The sequence below is a fragment of the Escherichia sp. MOD1-EC5990 genome (assembly GCF_002965285.1).
In the GTDB taxonomy this organism is placed as follows: domain Bacteria; phylum Pseudomonadota; class Gammaproteobacteria; order Enterobacterales; family Enterobacteriaceae; genus Escherichia; species Escherichia coli_F.
The window spans coordinates 39546-56576 of the sequence record NZ_PTRV01000028.1 but is presented as its reverse complement, the minus strand read 5'-3'; the positions used below and the strand labels follow the sequence as shown (position 1 = coordinate 56576).

General features: G+C 52.5%; 17 protein-coding genes and 1 pseudogene. 13 read left to right on the top strand and 5 right to left on the bottom strand.

Annotation, left to right across the window (positions count from 1 at the left end; all coding sequences use genetic code 11):
- The 6 genes and pseudogenes from BEB42_RS22960 to fhuB all read left to right on the top strand — a co-directional run.
- Positions 1-74, top strand: a 74-nt coding sequence (locus BEB42_RS22960) for an IS1 family transposase (RefSeq protein ID WP_004200914.1), incomplete at its 5' end; no start/stop codon positions are given.
- A 17-nt stretch (positions 75-91) separates the two neighbouring features.
- A pseudogene (locus BEB42_RS26870) lies at positions 92-226 on the top strand (fimbrial protein); the annotation flags it as partial.
- Between the two features lie 214 nt (positions 227-440).
- The gene (gene fhuA, locus BEB42_RS22950) at positions 441-2684 is read left to right on the top strand and encodes a ferrichrome porin FhuA (RefSeq protein WP_000124407.1); all 2244 of its coding nucleotides are present in this window, start codon (positions 441-443) and stop codon (positions 2682-2684) included.
- A 50-nt stretch (positions 2685-2734) separates the two neighbouring features.
- On the top strand, positions 2735-3532 hold the full coding sequence (gene fhuC, locus BEB42_RS22945; RefSeq protein WP_001353452.1) for a Fe3+-hydroxamate ABC transporter ATP-binding protein FhuC: 798 nt from the start codon (positions 2735-2737) through the stop codon (positions 3530-3532).
- Positions 3532-4422, top strand: a complete 891-nt coding sequence (fhuD, locus tag BEB42_RS22940; RefSeq protein ID WP_001353451.1) for a Fe(3+)-hydroxamate ABC transporter substrate-binding protein FhuD — start codon at positions 3532-3534, stop codon at positions 4420-4422. The genes fhuC and fhuD overlap by 1 nt, the downstream gene beginning before the upstream one ends.
- A complete protein-coding gene (fhuB, locus tag BEB42_RS22935; RefSeq protein ID WP_000044022.1) occupies positions 4419-6401 on the top strand; it encodes a Fe(3+)-hydroxamate ABC transporter permease FhuB in 1983 nt (660 codons plus the stop codon). Before fhuD ends, fhuB begins: the two co-directional genes overlap by 4 nt.
- Positions 6402-6558: 157 nt before the next feature.
- On the opposite strand, the gene hemL is transcribed toward fhuB, so the two are convergent.
- Positions 6559-7839: a glutamate-1-semialdehyde 2,1-aminomutase gene (gene hemL / locus BEB42_RS22930; protein ID WP_000045312.1), complete on the bottom strand. Its 1281-nt coding sequence runs from the start codon at positions 7837-7839 to the stop codon at positions 6559-6561.
- Between the two features lie 165 nt (positions 7840-8004).
- On the opposite strand from hemL, the gene yadX reads away from it, so the two are divergent.
- The 4 genes from yadX to erpA are packed head-to-tail and all read left to right on the top strand — an operon-like array spanning position 8005 to position 9911.
- Positions 8005-8052 carry a protein YadX gene (gene yadX, locus BEB42_RS26865; protein ID WP_211180485.1) on the top strand — a complete coding sequence of 16 codons (48 nt, stop codon included), beginning with the start codon at positions 8005-8007 and terminating at the stop codon, positions 8050-8052.
- 11 nt (positions 8053-8063) lie between these two features.
- Complete coding sequence (gene clcA / locus BEB42_RS22925; RefSeq protein ID WP_000845394.1) at positions 8064-9485, top strand: H(+)/Cl(-) exchange transporter ClcA; 1422 nt, start codon at positions 8064-8066, stop codon at positions 9483-9485.
- A gap of 23 nt (positions 9486-9508) precedes the next feature.
- On the top strand, positions 9509-9574 hold the full coding sequence (gene yadW / locus BEB42_RS26335; RefSeq protein WP_120795373.1) for a small protein YadW: 66 nt from the start codon (positions 9509-9511) through the stop codon (positions 9572-9574).
- A complete protein-coding gene (gene erpA, locus BEB42_RS22920) occupies positions 9567-9911 on the top strand; it encodes an iron-sulfur cluster insertion protein ErpA (protein WP_001295564.1) in 345 nt (114 codons plus the stop codon). The genes yadW and erpA overlap by 8 nt, the downstream gene beginning before the upstream one ends.
- A gap of 46 nt (positions 9912-9957) precedes the next feature.
- Here erpA and BEB42_RS22915 read toward each other — a convergent pair whose 3' ends face one another.
- Genes BEB42_RS22915 through mtnN form a run of 3 tightly spaced genes read right to left on the bottom strand, consistent with a single transcriptional unit; the run spans position 9958 to position 12110 of the window.
- A complete protein-coding gene (locus BEB42_RS22915) occupies positions 9958-10581 on the bottom strand; it encodes a TRIC cation channel family protein (protein WP_000964221.1) in 624 nt (207 codons plus the stop codon).
- Between the two features lie 37 nt (positions 10582-10618).
- Positions 10619-11419, bottom strand: coding sequence for a vitamin B12 ABC transporter substrate-binding protein BtuF (gene btuF, locus BEB42_RS22910; RefSeq protein ID WP_001353450.1), 801 nt, complete (start codon positions 11417-11419; stop codon positions 10619-10621).
- The gene (gene mtnN, locus BEB42_RS22905; RefSeq protein WP_000689844.1) at positions 11412-12110 is read right to left on the bottom strand and encodes a 5'-methylthioadenosine/S-adenosylhomocysteine nucleosidase; all 699 of its coding nucleotides are present in this window, start codon (positions 12108-12110) and stop codon (positions 11412-11414) included. The genes btuF and mtnN overlap by 8 nt, the downstream gene beginning before the upstream one ends.
- Positions 12111-12193: 83 nt before the next feature.
- On the opposite strand from mtnN, the gene dgt reads away from it, so the two are divergent.
- The 3 genes from dgt to cdaR all read left to right on the top strand — a co-directional run bounded on the left by dgt (position 12194) and on the right by cdaR (position 16577).
- On the top strand, positions 12194-13711 hold the full coding sequence (gene dgt, locus BEB42_RS22900; RefSeq protein ID WP_000057103.1) for a dGTPase: 1518 nt from the start codon (positions 12194-12196) through the stop codon (positions 13709-13711).
- A 129-nt stretch (positions 13712-13840) separates the two neighbouring features.
- Positions 13841-15265: a serine endoprotease DegP gene (gene degP / locus BEB42_RS22890; RefSeq protein WP_000753951.1), complete on the top strand. Its 1425-nt coding sequence runs from the start codon at positions 13841-13843 to the stop codon at positions 15263-15265.
- A gap of 154 nt (positions 15266-15419) precedes the next feature.
- Positions 15420-16577, top strand: a complete 1158-nt coding sequence (cdaR, locus tag BEB42_RS22885) for a DNA-binding transcriptional regulator CdaR (protein WP_000929430.1) — start codon at positions 15420-15422, stop codon at positions 16575-16577.
- A gap of 53 nt (positions 16578-16630) precedes the next feature.
- Here cdaR and BEB42_RS22880 read toward each other — a convergent pair whose 3' ends face one another.
- Positions 16631-17017 (bottom strand): DUF3461 family protein, encoded by a 387-nt coding sequence (locus BEB42_RS22880; RefSeq protein WP_000272188.1) that lies wholly within the window; start codon positions 17015-17017, stop codon positions 16631-16633.
- Positions 17018-17031: the final 14 nt, after the last annotated feature.

The window sequence follows — 17031 nt, the reverse complement described above, 5'->3', positions numbered from 1 at the left end:
TGTCGTTCTCAAAATCGGTGGAGCTGCATGACAAAGTCATCGGGCATTATCTGAACATAAAACACTATCAATAAGTTGGAGTCATTACCCAGAGTATACTGTTATCGAAAAAACCACTTTAAATCAAAATTTTAACATCCCATTAAAGGCGCGTTATATCAAAACGGGTAATGTAAAAAGTGGTCTGGTTAATTCTGTCGCCACCTTTGAAGTGTATTATCGATAAGCTTTCCCTGACTCCTATTTCATAAATGTTAATGTGGTTTTACTTTGCAGTGCAATCATTAACATTTTTTGATTCCTCTGGTTGATTCTTGAACTTTTATATTGAACTGAAGGGGATGCTACTTGCTATCGCCGTAGCGTTTCGAATATTATCTCATCTTTATAATAATCATTCTCGTTTACGTTATCATTCACTTTACATCAGAGATATACCAATGGCGCGTTCCAAAACTGCTCAGCCAAAACACTCACTGCGTAAAATTGCAGTTGTAGTAGCCACAGCGGTTAGCGGCATGTCTGTTTACGCACAGGCAGCGGTTGAACCGAAAGAAGACACTATCACCGTTACCGCTGCACCAGCGCCGCAAGAAAGCGCATGGGGGCCAGCTGCAACTATTGCGGCGCGACAGTCCGCTACCGGCACCAAAACCGATACACCGATTCAAAAAGTGCCGCAGTCAATTTCTGTTGTGACCGCCGAAGAAATGGCGCTGCATCAGCCTAAGTCAGTAAAAGAAGCGCTTAGCTATACGCCAGGCGTTTCGGTCGGTACGCGTGGTGCATCAAACACTTATGATCATTTGATTATTCGTGGTTTTGCAGCAGAAGGCCAAAGCCAGAATAACTATCTCAACGGTCTGAAGTTGCAAGGCAACTTCTATAACGATGCAGTTATTGACCCGTATATGCTGGAACGCGCTGAAATTATGCGTGGCCCTGTTTCTGTTCTTTACGGTAAAAGTAGCCCTGGCGGCCTGTTAAATATGGTCAGCAAGCGCCCAACCACCGAACCGCTGAAAGAAATCCAATTTAAAGCGGGCACAGACAGCCTGTTCCAGACCGGTTTCGACTTTAGCGATGCGCTGGATGATGATGGCGTTTACTCTTATCGTCTGACCGGACTGGCGCGCTCTGCCAATGCCCAGCAAAAGGGCGCGGAAGAGCAGCGTTATGCCATTGCGCCAGCGTTTACCTGGCGTCCGGATGATAAAACCAATTTCACCTTCCTTTCTTACTTCCAGAACGAGCCGGAAACCGGTTATTACGGCTGGCTGCCGAAAGAGGGAACCGTTGAGCCGCTGCCGAACGGTAAGCGTCTGCCGACAGATTTTAACGAAGGGGCGAAGAACAACACCTATTCTCGTAATGAGAAGATGGTGGGCTACAGCTTCGATCACGAATTTAACGACACCTTTACTGTGCGTCAGAACCTGCGCTTTGCTGAAAACAAAACCTCGCAAAACAGCGTTTATGGTTACGGCGTCTGCTCCGATCCGGCGAATGCTTACAGCAAACAGTGTGCCGCTTTAGCGCCAGCCGATAAAGGTCACTACCTGGCACGTAAATACGTCGTTGATGATGAGAAGCTGCAAAACTTCTCCGTTGATACCCAGTTGCAGAGCAAGTTTGCCACTGGCGATATCGACCACACTCTGCTGACCGGTGTCGACTTTATGCGTATGCGTAATGACATCAACGCCTGGTTTGGTTACGACGACTCCGTACCGCTGCTCGATCTGTACAATCCGGTGAATACCGATTTCGACTTCAATGCGAAAGATCCGGCAAACTCCGGTCCTTACCGCATTTTGAATAAGCAGAAACAAACGGGTGTTTATGTTCAGGATCAGGCGCAGTGGGATAAAGTGCTGGTCACCCTGGGCGGTCGTTATGACTGGGCGGATCAAGAGTCTCATAACCGCGTTGAAGGGACGACCGATAAACGTGATGACAAACAGTTTACCTGGCGTGGTGGTGTTAACTACCTGTTTGATAATGGTGTAACACCTTACTTCAGCTATAGCGAATCGTTTGAACCTTCTTCACAAGTTGGGAAGGATGGTAATATTTTTGCGCCGTCTAAAGGTAAGCAGTATGAGGTCGGCGTGAAATATGTACCGGAAGATCGCCCAATTGTGGTTACTGGTGCTGTGTATAATCTCACTAAAACCAACAACCTGATGGCGGACCCTGAGGGTTCCTTCTTCTCGGTTGAAGGTGGCGAGATCCGCGCTCGTGGCGTAGAAATCGAAGCGAAAGCGGCGCTGTCGGCGAGTGTTAACGTAGTAGGTTCTTATACTTACACCGATGCGGAATACACCACCGACACTACCTATAAAGGCAATACGCCTGCACAGGTGCCAAAACACATGGCTTCGCTGTGGGCTGACTATACCTTCTTTGACGGTCCGCTTTCAGGTCTGACGCTGGGCACCGGTGGTCGTTATACTGGCTCCAGCTATGGTGATCCGGCTAACTCCTTTAAAGTGGGAAGTTATACGGTCGTGGATGCGTTAGTGCGTTATGATCTGGCGCGAGTCGGCATGGCGGGCTCCAACGTGGCGCTGCATGTTAACAACCTGTTCGATCGTGAATACGTCGCCAGCTGCTTTAACACCTATGGCTGCTTCTGGGGCGCAGAACGTCAGGTCGTTGCAACCGCAACCTTCCGTTTCTAATTTCTCTTTTGGGGCACGGATTTCCGTGCCCGTTTCACAAGTTGGCTGTTATGCAGGAATACACGAATCATTCCGATACCACTTTTGCACTGCGTAATATCTCCTTTCGTGTGCCCGGGCGCACGCTTTTGCATCCGCTGTCGTTAACCTTTCCTGCCGGGAAAGTGACCGGTCTGATTGGTCACAACGGTTCTGGTAAATCCACTCTGCTCAAAATGCTTGGCCGTCACCAACCGCCGTCGGAAGGGGAAATTCTTCTTGATGCCCAGCCGCTGGAAAGCTGGAGCAGCAAAGCGTTTGCCCGCAAGGTGGCTTATTTGCCGCAGCAACTTCCCCCGGCTGAAGGGATGACGGTGCGTGAACTGGTGGCGATTGGTCGTTACCCGTGGCATGGCGCGCTGGGACGCTTTGGCGTGGCAGATCGCGAAAAGGTCGAGGAAGCTATCGCGCTGGTTGGTTTAAAACCGCTGGCGCATCGGCTGGTCGATAGCCTCTCAGGCGGTGAACGTCAGCGGGCGTGGATCGCCATGCTGGTGGCGCAGGATAGCCGTTGTCTGTTGCTCGACGAACCGACCTCGGCTCTGGATATCGCCCACCAGGTTGATGTGCTGGCGCTGGTGCACCGTTTAAGTCAGGAACGTGGTCTGACGGTCATTGCCGTGCTGCACGATATCAATATGGCTGCGCGTTACTGTGATTATCTGGTCGCCCTGCGCGGCGGTGAAATGATTGCTCAGGGAACGCCTGCGGAAATTATGCGCGGCGAAACCCTCGAAATGATTTATGGCATCCCGATGGGTATTTTGCCGCATCCGGCGGGTGCTGCACCTGTGAGTTTTGTTTATTGATGAGCGGCTTACCTCTTATTTCGCGCCGTCGACTGTTAACGGCGATGGCGCTTTCTCCGTTGTTATGGCAGATGAATACCGCCCGCGCGGCGGCTATTGATCCCAATCGTATTGTGGCGCTGGAGTGGTTGCCGGTGGAATTACTGCTGGCGCTCGGCATCGTACCTTACGGCGTGGCGGATACCATCAACTATCGCCTGTGGGTCAGCGAACCGCCATTACCTGAATCGGTGATTGACGTCGGTTTGCGGACAGAACCTAACCTTGAACTGCTGACCGAAATGAAGCCGTCGTTTATGGTCTGGTCGGCAGGGTATGGCCCTTCACCAGAAATGCTGGCACGCATTGCGCCTGGGCGCGGATTTAACTTCAGCGACGGCAAACAGCCGCTGGCGATGGCGCGTAAGTCACTGACGGAAATGGCAGATTTACTTAACCTGCAAAGCGCAGCAGAAACGCATTTAGCGCACTATGAAGACTTTATCCGCAGCATGAAACCCCGCTTTGTGAAGCGTGGTGCGCGCCCATTATTACTGACGACGCTTATCGATCCGCGCCATATGCTGGTCTTTGGCCCGAACAGCCTGTTCCAGGAAATTCTCGATGAGTACGGCATCCCAAATGCCTGGCAGGGAGAAACCAACTTCTGGGGCAGTACCGCCGTCAGTATCGATCGTCTGGCAGCGTATAAAGACGTTGATGTGCTCTGTTTTGATCACGACAACAGCAAAGATATGGACACCCTAATGGCGACGCCGCTGTGGCAGGCTATGCCGTTTGTCCGTGCCGGACGCTTTCAGCGCGTCCCCGCAGTCTGGTTTTATGGTGCGACGCTCTCGGCAATGCATTTTGTGCGTATTCTGGATAACGCCATTGGAGGTAAAGCGTGAGTAAACGTATTGCGCTTTTCCCGGCGTTATTGTTGGCGCTGCTGGTGATTGCCGCAGCGATGCTCACCTGGATGAACTTCTCGCAGGCGCTGCCGCGTAGCCAGTGGGTGCAGGCCACCTGGTCGCCGGATATCGATGTCATCGAGCAGATGATTTTTCACTACAGCTTGCTGCCGCGTCTGGCGATTTCGCTGCTGGTGGGCGCGGGTCTGGGGCTGGTGGGCGTGCTATTTCAGCAAGTGCTGCGTAACCCGCTGGCGGAGCCGACCACGTTGGGCGTCGCAACTGGTGCGCAACTGGGAATTACTGTCACTACACTCTGGGCGATCCCTGGTGCGATGGCGAGCCAGTTTGCTGCGCTGGCGGGGGCTTGCGTTGTTGGCTTAATCGTTTTTGGCGTCGCGTGGGGGAAACGGCTTTCGCCGGTAACACTGATCCTCGCGGGGCTGGTGGTGAGCCTTTATTGTGGGGCAATTAATCAGCTACTGGTTATCTTCCATCACGACCAGCTGCAAAGCATGTTCCTGTGGAGTACCGGAACGCTGACGCAAACCGACTGGGGCGGCGTTGAGCGTTTATGGCCACAGCTGCTGGGCGGCGTGATGCTGACGTTACTGCTACTTCGTCCATTAACCCTGATGGGGCTTGATGATGGCGTGGCGCGTAATCTCGGGCTGGCCTTATCGCTCGCGCGTCTGGCGGCGCTGTCGCTGGCGATAGTCATCAGTGCTCTGTTGGTGAACGCGGTGGGGATTATCGGCTTTATCGGGTTGTTCGCGCCACTGCTGGCAAAAATGTTGGGGGCGCGGCGTCTGCTGCCAAGACTGCTGCTGGCGTCGCTGATTGGTGCGCTGATCCTCTGGCTTTCCGATCAAATCATCCTCTGGCTGACTCGCGTGTGGATGGAAGTTTCTACCGGTTCGGTGACGGCGTTGATAGGTGCGCCGCTGTTACTGTGGCTGCTGCCGCGTTTACGCAGCATTAGCGCGCCGGATATGAAGGTGAACGATCGTGTCGCTGCTGAACGCCAACATGTGCTGGCGTTTGCCCTCGCGGGCGGCGTGCTGCTGTTGATGGCTGTGGTGGTGGCGCTGTCGTTTGGTCGTGATGCGCACGGCTGGACGTGGGCGAGCGGGGCGCTGCTCGATGATTTAATGCCCTGGCGCTGGCCGCGAATTATGGCGGCACTGTTTGCGGGCATCATGCTGGCAGTGGCGGGCTGTATTATTCAGCGGCTGACCGGAAACCCGATGGCAAGCCCCGAAGTGCTGGGGATTAGTTCAGGCGCGGCGTTTGGTGTGGTATTGATGCTGTTTTTGGTGCCGGGTAATGCCTTTGGCTGGCTGTTACCCGCGGGCAGTCTCGGCGCGGCGGTGACGCTGTTGATCATTATGATCGCCGCCGGACGCGGTGGATTTTCTCCACACCGCATGTTACTGGCGGGGATGGCGTTAAGTACAGCGTTCACCATGCTTTTGATGATGTTGCAGGCAAGTGGTGACCCGCGAATGGCGCAAGTTCTGACCTGGATTTCCGGTTCGACCTACAACGCGACCGAGGCGCAGGTCTGGCGCACCGGAATTGTGATGGTGATTTTGCTGGCGATTACCCCGCTGTGCCGCCGCTGGCTGACCATTTTACCGCTGGGAGGTGATACCGCACGAGCCGTGGGAATGGCGCTGACGCCGACGCGAATTGCGCTACTGCTGCTGGCGGCTTGCCTGACGGCGACCGCGACAATGACCATCGGGCCGTTGAGTTTTGTTGGCCTGATGGCACCGCATATCGCACGGATGATGGGCTTTCGACGGACGATGCCGCACATCGTGATTTCGGCGCTGGTAGGGGGATTGTTGCTGGTGTTCGCTGACTGGTGTGGGCGGATGGTGCTGTTTCCATTCCAGATCCCAGCGGGGCTGCTGTCGACCTTTATCGGCGCGCCGTATTTTATCTATTTGTTGAGAAAGCAGAGCCGTTAATTTTTCCATATAACGGCCCTTAACTCCTGGATGGATAAAGCTTTTACGCGGCAACGGATGCCCGATGCGACGCTGTGGCGTCTTATCGGGCCTACAAACGGTCCTGATCTGTAGGTCGGATAAGGCGTTTACGCCGCATCCGACAAACCATGCTGGATCACAACTTCGCAAATACCCGACGTGCAGCATCGATGGTGTTATTGATATCTTCCATGCTGTGCGCCACAGACATAAAGCCCGCTTCAAACGCTGACGGTGCCAGGTAAACACCTTCGTCCAGCATCATATGGAAGAAACGCTTAAAGCGCTCGACGTCGCAGGCCATCACATCCTGATAGCACGTCACGGACTCGGCGTCGGTAAAGAAAATACCGAACATGCCGCCAACGTGGTTAACGACCAATGGAATTCCCGCTTCTTCTGCCGCTTCCAGCAGACCTTCTGCCAGACGTGTTGTCAGCTCATCCAGCGTCTCGTGAACGCCCGGCTGCGCGACTTCATTCAGACAGGCGAAACCGGCTGCCATCGCAATCGGGTTACCGGAAAGCGTACCCGCCTGGTAGACCGGACCGGTTGGGGCCAGCGCATCCATCACATCACGACGACCACCGAATGCGCCTACTGGCATTCCACCGCCGATGATTTTGCCCAGGCAGGTGAGGTCTGGCACCACGTCGTAATAATCCTGCGCGCCAGCCAGCGCTACGCGGAAACCGGTCATCACTTCATCGATGATCAGCAACGCGCCAAATTCGTCACACAGCGCACGCAGACCCGGCATGAACTCTGGCAGCGGCGGAACACAGTTCATATTGCCTGCCACCGGCTCGACGATAATACAGGCAATCTCTTGCGGGTATTGCTCAAACGCGGCGCGTACAGAAGCCAGATCGTTATAAGTACAGGTTAAGGTATGTTTGGCGAAATCTGCCGGAACGCCCGGCGAGTTTGGCTGGCCTAACGTGAGTGCGCCAGAACCGGCTTTTACCAGCAGGCAGTCAGCGTGACCGTGGTAACAACCTTCAAATTTAATGATTTTGTCGCGACCGGTAAAACCGCGGGCCAGGCGGATGGCGCTCATCGTCGCTTCGGTGCCGGAGTTCACCATGCGCACCATATCCATGGTCGGGACCAGTTCGGTCACCAGTTGCGCCATTTTCACTTCCATTTCGGTCGGTGCGCCAAAGCTCAGACCGCGTTCGGCGGCTTCAATCACGGCATTGCGGATCGCCGGATGGTTATGGCCCAGCACCATCGGCCCCCAGGAACCGACATAATCGATATAGGCTTTGCCATCAACATCGTACAGATAAGCGCCGTCCGCTTTTTCGATAAACAGTGGAGTGCCGCCCACGCCGGTAAAGGCGCGAACAGGGGAGTTCACACCGCCAGGGATCAGCTCGCGCGCTGCGCTGTATAGATTTTCAGACTTACTCATGGAGGGTTCCTGATTCGTAGAAAAAGTGAATGGCTGCTATTCTATGTTATTCATAACAAGTTAAATACTCGTCAAACGTCAGGTTGCTTGTACTGGTACAATCCTGATTTCTTAGAGTATAAAAGTTTTGTGCATTTGAAACATTACGCTTTGCAAAGGATTTTCATGGAACGTGCGAGTAAAATGCCGTCATCTTATTTGTATGACCAATAAGTGATCATTGGATGAAAACTGATACTCCCTCTTTAGAAACACCGCAGGCCGCGCGCCTGCGACGCAGACAACTGATTCGCCAACTTCTTGAGCGCGATAAAACACCGTTAGCTATTTTGTTTATGGCTGCCGTCGTCGGCACGCTTGTCGGGCTGGCAGCGGTTGCTTTTGACAAAGGCGTCGCCTGGTTACAGAACCAACGGATGGGGGCGCTGGTCCATACGGCCGATAATTATCCGCTACTGTTAACCGTCGCTTTTCTCTGTTCGGCAGTGCTGGCGATGTTCGGCTACTTTTTGGTGCGCAAATACGCGCCGGAAGCCGGTGGCTCGGGGATCCCGGAAATTGAAGGGGCGCTGGAAGATCAACGTCCCGTTCGCTGGTGGCGTGTATTGCCGGTGAAATTCTTTGGCGGGCTTGGGACACTCGGCGGCGGCATGGTGTTGGGGCGTGAAGGGCCAACCGTGCAGATCGGCGGTAATATCGGTCGGATGGTGCTTGATATATTCCGCCTGAAAGGTGATGAAGCGCGCCATACGCTGCTGGCAACCGGTGCAGCAGCGGGGCTGGCGGCGGCCTTTAACGCGCCGCTGGCGGGTATATTGTTTATTATCGAAGAGATGCGTCCGCAGTTTCGCTATACGTTAATTTCGATTAAAGCGGTATTTATTGGTGTCATTATGTCGACCATTATGTACCGGATTTTTAATCATGAAGTTGCGTTGATTGACGTCGGTAAACTTTCTGACGCGCCGCTTAATACACTGTGGCTTTATCTGATCCTCGGTATTATTTTTGGCATTTTCGGCCCTATTTTTAATAAATGGGTGCTGGGGATGCAGGATTTGCTGCACCGTGTGCACGGCGGCAATATTACCAAATGGGTACTGATGGGCGGTGCGATTGGCGGTCTGTGTGGATTGCTGGGGTTTGTGGCACCAGCAACTTCGGGCGGCGGTTTTAACCTGATTCCTATCGCCACGGCGGGGAACTTCAGCATGGGAATGCTGGTGTTTATCTTCGTCGCGCGAGTCATTACTACCTTACTTTGCTTCTCTTCCGGTGCGCCGGGCGGTATTTTTGCCCCGATGTTGGCGCTGGGTACTGTGCTGGGTACTGCTTTCGGAATGGTTGCCGTTGAGCTGTTTCCGCAATATCACCTTGAGGCGGGGACGTTTGCTATTGCCGGAATGGGGGCGTTACTGGCGGCATCTATTCGCGCGCCGTTAACGGGGATCATTCTGGTTCTGGAGATGACCGATAACTATCAGCTCATTTTGCCAATGATTATTACCGGTCTTGGCGCAACACTATTAGCACAATTTACCGGTGGGAAACCGCTATACTCGGCGATTCTTGCACGCACGCTGGCGAAACAGGAAGCTGAGCAACTGGCGCGAAGCAAGGCCGCATCAGCCAGCGAGAATACTTGAACGAAATACCAGGGTATTAGATAATGGCGATTATTATTGGGTTAGAATTTGCCCAATTGCCGATGTCGTTTGGAGCAAAATATGAGTGATGACGTAGCACTGCCGCTGGAGTTTACCGACGCAGCAGCCAACAAAGTTAAAAGCCTGATCGCTGACGAAGATAACCCGAATCTGAAATTACGCGTGTATATCACCGGTGGCGGTTGTAGCGGCTTCCAGTATGGTTTCACCTTTGATGATCAGGTGAACGAAGGCGATATGACCATCGAAAAACAGGGCGTTGGCCTGGTGGTTGACCCGATGAGCCTGCAATATCTGGTCGGCGGTTCTGTTGACTATACCGAAGGTCTGGAAGGTTCTCGTTTCATCGTGACCAACCCGAACGCGAAAAGCACCTGCGGTTGCGGTTCTTCCTTCAGCATCTAATCTGTTGTTCATGTGCCGGATAAACTATCCGGCACATCTTCACTCTTCAACGCCCATTCTCATCCAGCGCAAACGTCGGTAGCTTAAGATGCCAACGAATAGCCGCCAGTCGAATCAATAGCGTCACGACCATGCCCATCATACTGGCTGTTTCCAGGGGCACGGAAAATGTGTAATAAGCCGTAGCGTGGACAATACCGCCGATAATACAGGCCGTTGCGTAGATTTCTGTGCGTAAAATCATGGGGATTTCGCGGGCCAGTACATCACGAATGATCCCGCCGCCAACGCCAGTAATGACGCCCATACAAACCGCGATCAACGGACCGGCTTCCGCATTAAAGGCTTTATTCACGCCAATGCCGACAAACACCGCCAGACCAACGGCATCCAGCACCGGCAACATCCATTTCGGTAAGCGTCTTGGCTGGCGCACCAGCACGATCGTCAGCATGCTGGTCACCATTGCAACAACCAGATCGGTGGGATCTTTCACCCAAAAGACCGGGCCGTGATCCAGCGCCATGTCGCGAATTGTCCCGCCGCCTACTGCGGTAACCACGCCTAATACCAGGACACCAAAAGGGTCCATACGCAATTTTCCGGCTAACAAAACGCCGGAGATGGCAAATACCGCTGTGCCGACTATATCCAGCCAATAGACGAGCATTGTTCTATCCCCACTGAGCACCTGAAAAGATCAGGCGCTAATCTACCTGTGAAAGCGCATTACAGAGCTGTTGTGCAGCGAGGATAATACGTGGGCTTGCACGTTCAAACCAGTCACTCGTGAGAGGAATAACGGGAATTTTGAGCTGTTCGCCCCAGTATTGTTTGATTTTAGGAATTTGGTCCGGTCCGCCGGTAATGATAATTGCCTGTGGCGCGCGTGCTAACACCTGTTCGCGGCTAACTTGCGGCCAGGGAACCCGGCTGTCTTTAAAGATGTTTTCTCCGCCACAAACTTCGAGTACCTGGTTTTGAATCGATTCTTTTCCACTGGTAAATGGCGGATTAATGCCGAATTGCAGAAAAACACGTTTTTTAGGTTTATCAGCATATTGCGCTTTCAATTGTGCGTACTGGTCCAGCAGAGATTGCGCGGCTTGTTCAGCCTTGTCCGGTTGTGGGCTCCAGGGGGCCAGTTGACGTAACGCATTGGCAATTTGTTCAATGCTTGTCGCATCGACCCACATCACTTTTATTCCCAGCGAAGCTAACTGGTCAACCTGCCGCTCGGCATTACCTCCACGCCAGGCAATCACCAGATCGGGTTTAAGGGCCACAATGCGTTCGAGATTCATCCCCTGCCAGGTTGAAACCTGCTCAATCTTTTGCGCTTGTGGAGGGTAGTCGGAATAACTGCTGACCCCAACCGGCGTGATCCCGGCGGCAAAAGCAAGTTCAGTGTTGGCGGGTGAAAGCGTGATGACGCGCGGTGCGGCGTTGAGCCACAGCGGCGCGAGAAAAGACAGGGCGACCAGCGCCCTGAACAGTGACTTAGCCATGTGCCAGTTTCTGCACCAGTGACTCAACCATCAGGCTGGACTGTTTAGCAGCAACAGCCAGGAACTCATCGAAGCTAAGATGAGACTGTTGATCGGCCACGTCGGAGATGGCGCGTACGACAACAAACGGGACGTTGAAATTGTGGCAGACATGAGCGATTGCCGTCGCTTCCATCTCTACAGCAATGGCCTGCGGGAAGTTGTGGCGGATTTTCGCCAGGCCAACAGAACCGTTGATGAAAGCGTCGCCGCTGACAATCAGGCCACGTACAGCGTTAAGATTCAGTTCGGCAATGCAGGCCTCAGCGGCAGCGATCAGTTTATCGTCAGCTTTGAAGCCAGCCGGGCAGCCAGGTAACTGACCGTATTCGTAACCAAATGCCGTGACATCCGCGTCGTGATAACGTGCTTCGTCCGAGACAACGATATCGCCCACTTTCAGCGTTGGCGCCAGGCCACCGGCAGAACCGGTGTTAATAATCACATCTGGCTTGCAGTGTTCCAACAGCAGAGTTGCACCCAGTGCCGCAGCAACTTTACCGATGCCCGATTTCAGAAGCGCAACCTCGGTTCCATTCAGTTGGCCGGTATAGATTTCGCAACCGCCCAGACTGATAGTTTGACGGTTTTCGATTTTGTCACGCAGCAGCGTAACTTCTTCTTCCATTGCACCAATGATGCCGATTTTCATAGATTTACTCGCGATAAGCCCGATTTGAAGGCATAGTTTACCATGCGCTTACGGGGAAGCGTATTTCTCACGCGGGAGAGGACATGGCACAGATTGATTTCCGAAAAAAAATAAACTGGCATCGTCGTTACCGTTCACCGCAGGGCGTTAAAACCGAACATGAGATCCTGCGAATCTTCGAGAGCGATCGCGGGCGTATCATCAACTCTCCGGCAATTCGTCGTCTGCAACAAAAGACCCAGGTTTTTCCACTGGAGCGCAATGCCGCCGTGCGCACGCGTCTTACCCACTCGATGGAAGTCCAGCAGGTGGGGCGCTACATCGCCAAAGAAATTTTAAGCCGTCTGAAAGAGCTTAAATTACTGGAAGATTATGGTCTGGATGAACTGACCGGCCCCTTTGAAAGTATTGTTGAGATGTCATGCCTGATGCACGATATCGGCAATCCGCCGTTTGGCCATTTTGGTGAAGCGGCGATAAATGACTGGTTTCGCCAGCGTTTGTATCCGGCTGATGCCGAAAGCCAGCCTCTGACCGATGATCGCTGCTGCGTGGCGGCATTACGTTTACGGGAAGGGGAAGAACCGCTTAACGAACTGCGGCGCAAAATTCGTCAGGACTTATGCCATTTTGAGGGGAATGCACAAGGTATTCGTCTGGTGCATACATTGATGCGGATGAATCTCACCTGGGCACAGGTTGGCGGTATTTTAAAATATACCCGTCCGGCGTGGTGGCGTGGCGAAACGCCTGAGACGCATCACTATTTAATGAAAAAACCAGGTTATTATCTTTCTGAAGAAGCCTATATTGCCCGGTTGCGTAAAGAACTTAAATTGGCGCTTTACAGCCGTTTTCCATTAACGTGGATTATGGAAGCTGCCGACGACATCTCCTATTGTGTGGCAGATCTTGAAGATGCGGTAGAGAAAAGAATATTCAGCGTTGAGCAGCTTTATCATCATTTGCACGAAGCGTGGGGCCAGCATGAGAAAGGTTCGCTCTTTTCGCTGGTGGTTGAAAATGCCTGGGAAAAATCACGCTCAAATAGTTTAAGCCGCAGTACGGAAGATCAGTTTTTTATGTATTTACGGGTAAACACCCTAAATAAACTGGTACCCTACGCGGCACAACGATTTATTGATAATCTGCCTGCGATTTTCGCCGGAACGTTTAATCATGCATTATTGGAAGATGCCAGCGAATGCAGCGATCTTCTAAAGCTATATAAAAATGTCGCTGTAAAACATGTGTTTAGCCATCCAGATGTCGAGCAGCTTGAATTGCAGGGCTATCGGGTCATTAGCGGATTATTAGAGATTTATCGCCCTTTATTAAGCCTGTCGTTATCAGACTTTACTGAACTGGTAGAAAAAGAACGGGTGAAACGTTTCCCTATTGAATCGCGCTTATTCCACAAACTCTCGACGCGCCATCGGCTGGCCTATGTCGAGGCTGTCAGTAAATTACCGTCAGATTCTCCTGAGTTTCCGCTATGGGAATATTATTACCGCTGCCGCCTGCTACAGGATTATATCAGCGGTATGACCGACCTCTATGCGTGGGATGAATACCGACGTCTGATGGCCGTAGAACAATAACCAGGCTTTTGTAAAGACGAACAATAAATTTTTACCTTTTGCAGAAACTTTAGTTCGGAACTTCGCGCTATAAAACGAATCTGAAGAACACAGCAATTTTGCGTTATCTGTTAATCGAGACTGAAATACATGAAAAAAACCACATTAGCACTGAGTGCACTGGCTCTGAGTTTAGGTTTGGCGTTATCTCCGCTCTCTGCAACGGCGGCTGAGACTTCTTCAGCAACGACAGCCCAGCAGATGCCAAGCCTTGCACCGATGCTCGAAAAGGTGATGCCTTCAGTGGTCAGCATTAACGTAGAAGGTAGCACAACCGTTAATACGCCGCGTATGCCGCGTAATTTCCAGCAGTTCTTCGGTGATGATTCTCCGTTCTGCCAGGAAGGTTCTCCGTTCCAGAGCTCTCCGTTCTGCCAGGGGGGCCAGGGCGGTAATGGCGGCGGCCAGCAACAGAAATTCATGGCGCTGGGTTCCGGCGTCATCATTGATGCCGATAAAGGCTATGTCGTCACCAACAACCACGTTGTTGATAACGCGACGGTGATTAAAGTCCAGCTGAGCGATGGTCGTAAGTTCGAGGCGAAGATGGTTGGCAAAGATCCGCGCTCTGATATCGCGCTGATCCAGATCCAGAATCCGAAAAACCTGACCGCAATTAAGATGGCGGATTCTGATGCACTGCGCGTGGGTGATTACACCGTAGCAATTGGTAACCCGTTTGGTCTGGGCGAGACGGTAACTTCCGGGATTGTCTCTGCGCTGGGACGTAGCGGCCTGAACGCTGAAAACTACGAAAACTTCATCCAGACCGATGCTGCGATCAACCGTGGTAACTCCGGTGGCGCGCTGGTTAACCTGAACGGCGAACTGATTGGTATCAACACCGCGATCCTCGCACCGGACGGCGGAAACATCGGTATCGGTTTTGCTATCCCGAGCAACATGGTGAAAAACCTGACCTCGCAGATGGTGGAATACGGCCAGGTGAAACGTGGTGAGCTGGGTATTATGGGCACTGAGCTGAACTCCGATCTGGCGAAAGCGATGAAAGTTGACGCCCAGCGCGGTGCTTTTGTAAGCCAGGTTCTGCCGAACTCTTCCGCCGCGAAAGCGGGCATTAAAGCGGGTGATGTGATCACCTCACTGAACGGTAAGCCAATCAGCAGCTTTGCCGCACTGCGTGCTCAGGTGGGCACTATGCCGGTAGGCAGCAAACTGACCCTGGGCTTACTGCGCGACGGGAAGCAGGTTAACGTGAACCTGGAACTGCAGCAGAGCAGCCAGAATCAGGTTGATTCCAGCACCATCTTCAACGGCATTGAAGGCGCTGAGATGAGCAACAAAGGCAAAGATCAGGGCGTGGTGGTGAACAACGTGAAAACGGGCACTCCGGCTGCGCAGATCGGCCTGAAGAAAGGTGATGTGATTATTGGTGCGAACCAGCAGGCAGTGAAAAACATCGCTGAACTGCGTAAAGTTCTCGACAGCAAACCGTCTGTGCTGGCACTGAATATTCAGCGCGGCGACAGCACCATCTATCTGTTAATGCAGTAATCTTCCTCAACCCCTTCCTGAAAACGGGAAGGGGTTCTCCTTACAATCTGTGAACTTCACCACAACTCCATACATCTTCCTCATCCTTTGGGCATTTGCACAATGCCGTACGTTACGTACTTCCTTATGCTAAGCCGTGCATAACGGAGGACTTATGGCTGGCTGGCATCTTGATACCAAAATGGCGCAGGATATCGTGGCGCGCACCATGCGCATCATTGATACCAATATTAACGTAATGGATGCCCGCGGGCGTATTATCGGCAGCGGCGATCGTGAGCGTATTGGTGAATTGCACGAAGGTGCATTGCTGGTACTTTCACAGGGACGAGTCGTCGATATCGATGACGCGGTGGCACGTCATCTGCACGGTGTGCGGCAGGGGATTAATCTACCATTACGGCTGGAAGGTGAAATTGTCGGCGTAATCGGCCTGACTGGTGAACCAGAGAATCTGCGTAAATATGGCGAACTGGTCTGCATGACGGCTGAAATGATGCTGGAACAGTCGCGGTTGATGCATCTGTTGGCGCAGGATAGCCGTTTGCGGGAAGAACTGGTGATGAACCTGATTCAGGCGGAGGAGAATACTCCCGCACTCACTGAATGGGCGCAACGGTTGGGGATCGATCTCAATCAACCGCGAGTGGTGGCTATTGTTGAGGTCGATAGCGGTCAACTTGGCGTGGATAGCGCAATGGCGGAGTTACAGCAACTGCAAAACGCGCTGACTACACCCGAGCGTAATAATCTGGTGGCGATTGTTTCACTGACCGAAATGGTGGTGTTGAAACCGGCGTTGAATTCGTTTGGGCGCTGGGATGCAGAAGATCATCGTAAGCGAGTTGAACAACTGATTGCCCGCATGAAAGAGTATGGTCAGCTACGTTTTCGCGTTTCGCTGGGTAACTATTTTACCGGACCAGGCAGTATTGCCCGCTCTTATCGTACGGCGAAAACGACGATGGTGGTGGGTAAACAGCGGATGCCAGAAAGTCGCTGCTATTTTTATCAGGATTTGATGTTGCCTGTGTTGCTCGACAGTTTGCGTGGCGATTGGCAGGCCAACGAACTGGCGCGACCGCTGGCGCGGCTGAAAGCGATGGACAATAACGGTTTACTGCGGCGAACGCTGGCGGCGTGGTTTCGTCACAATGTGCAACCGCTGGCAACGTCAAAGGCGCTGTTTATCCATCGTAATACCCTGGAATATCGGCTTAATCGTATATCGGAACTGACCGGGCTTGATTTGGGCAATTTTGATGACAGGTTGCTGCTGTATGTGGCGCTGCAACTAGATGAAGAGCGGTAGGTCGATTACAAAATTACAGCCGGGTGAGACTTTACCCGGCCCACAGAATGACATTATTTACGCGTCAGTTTTTCCAGATCGGCTTCAATCTCGCTGATTTTGTTAGTGACGACTGATTCCAGGTGACGTAAATCGTCGAGGATCTTACGCTTAAGATCGACCTCGCTGCGGTCACGCTGGCAGATTTGATCAAGTTCATCAATGATATACCGCAGGTTCGGGCTGATTTCCTGCACTTCTTTATAACCTTGACCCACACCATCAGCGACGACCGTTTTGCGCTGACGTGGATATTTAAATTTCACGCTCTTGGCGAAAAACTCGCCTTTGTCTTTCTGGAAATAGATTTTCAGAATATCGTTGTTGGCTTCCTGCCGGAGGCTGTAACGATCAATTTCTTCAGGATTGGTAATACCCAGACTTTTCAGATTGTCGTACATAGCGTTACCTCAAA

Coding starts and splice junctions, on each gene's coding strand:
- mtnN (WP_000689844.1), bottom strand. CDS start 12,110: ATGAAAATCGGCATCATTGGTGCAATGGAAGAAGAAGTTACGCTGCTG.
- BEB42_RS22915 (WP_000964221.1), bottom strand. CDS start 10,581: ATGCTCGTCTATTGGCTGGATATAGTCGGCACAGCGGTATTTGCCATC.
- fhuD (WP_001353451.1), top strand. CDS start 3,532: ATGAGCGGCTTACCTCTTATTTCGCGCCGTCGACTGTTAACGGCGATG.
- fhuA (WP_000124407.1), top strand. CDS start 441: ATGGCGCGTTCCAAAACTGCTCAGCCAAAACACTCACTGCGTAAAATT.
- btuF (WP_001353450.1), bottom strand. CDS start 11,419: ATGGCTAAGTCACTGTTCAGGGCGCTGGTCGCCCTGTCTTTTCTCGCG.
- cdaR (WP_000929430.1), top strand. CDS start 15,420: ATGGCTGGCTGGCATCTTGATACCAAAATGGCGCAGGATATCGTGGCG.
- degP (WP_000753951.1), top strand. CDS start 13,841: ATGAAAAAAACCACATTAGCACTGAGTGCACTGGCTCTGAGTTTAGGT.
- clcA (WP_000845394.1), top strand. CDS start 8,064: ATGAAAACTGATACTCCCTCTTTAGAAACACCGCAGGCCGCGCGCCTG.
- hemL (WP_000045312.1), bottom strand. CDS start 7,839: ATGAGTAAGTCTGAAAATCTATACAGCGCAGCGCGCGAGCTGATCCCT.
- fhuC (WP_001353452.1), top strand. CDS start 2,735: ATGCAGGAATACACGAATCATTCCGATACCACTTTTGCACTGCGTAAT.
- BEB42_RS22880 (WP_000272188.1), bottom strand. CDS start 17,017: ATGTACGACAATCTGAAAAGTCTGGGTATTACCAATCCTGAAGAAATT.
- erpA (WP_001295564.1), top strand. CDS start 9,567: ATGAGTGATGACGTAGCACTGCCGCTGGAGTTTACCGACGCAGCAGCC.
- dgt (WP_000057103.1), top strand. CDS start 12,194: ATGGCACAGATTGATTTCCGAAAAAAAATAAACTGGCATCGTCGTTAC.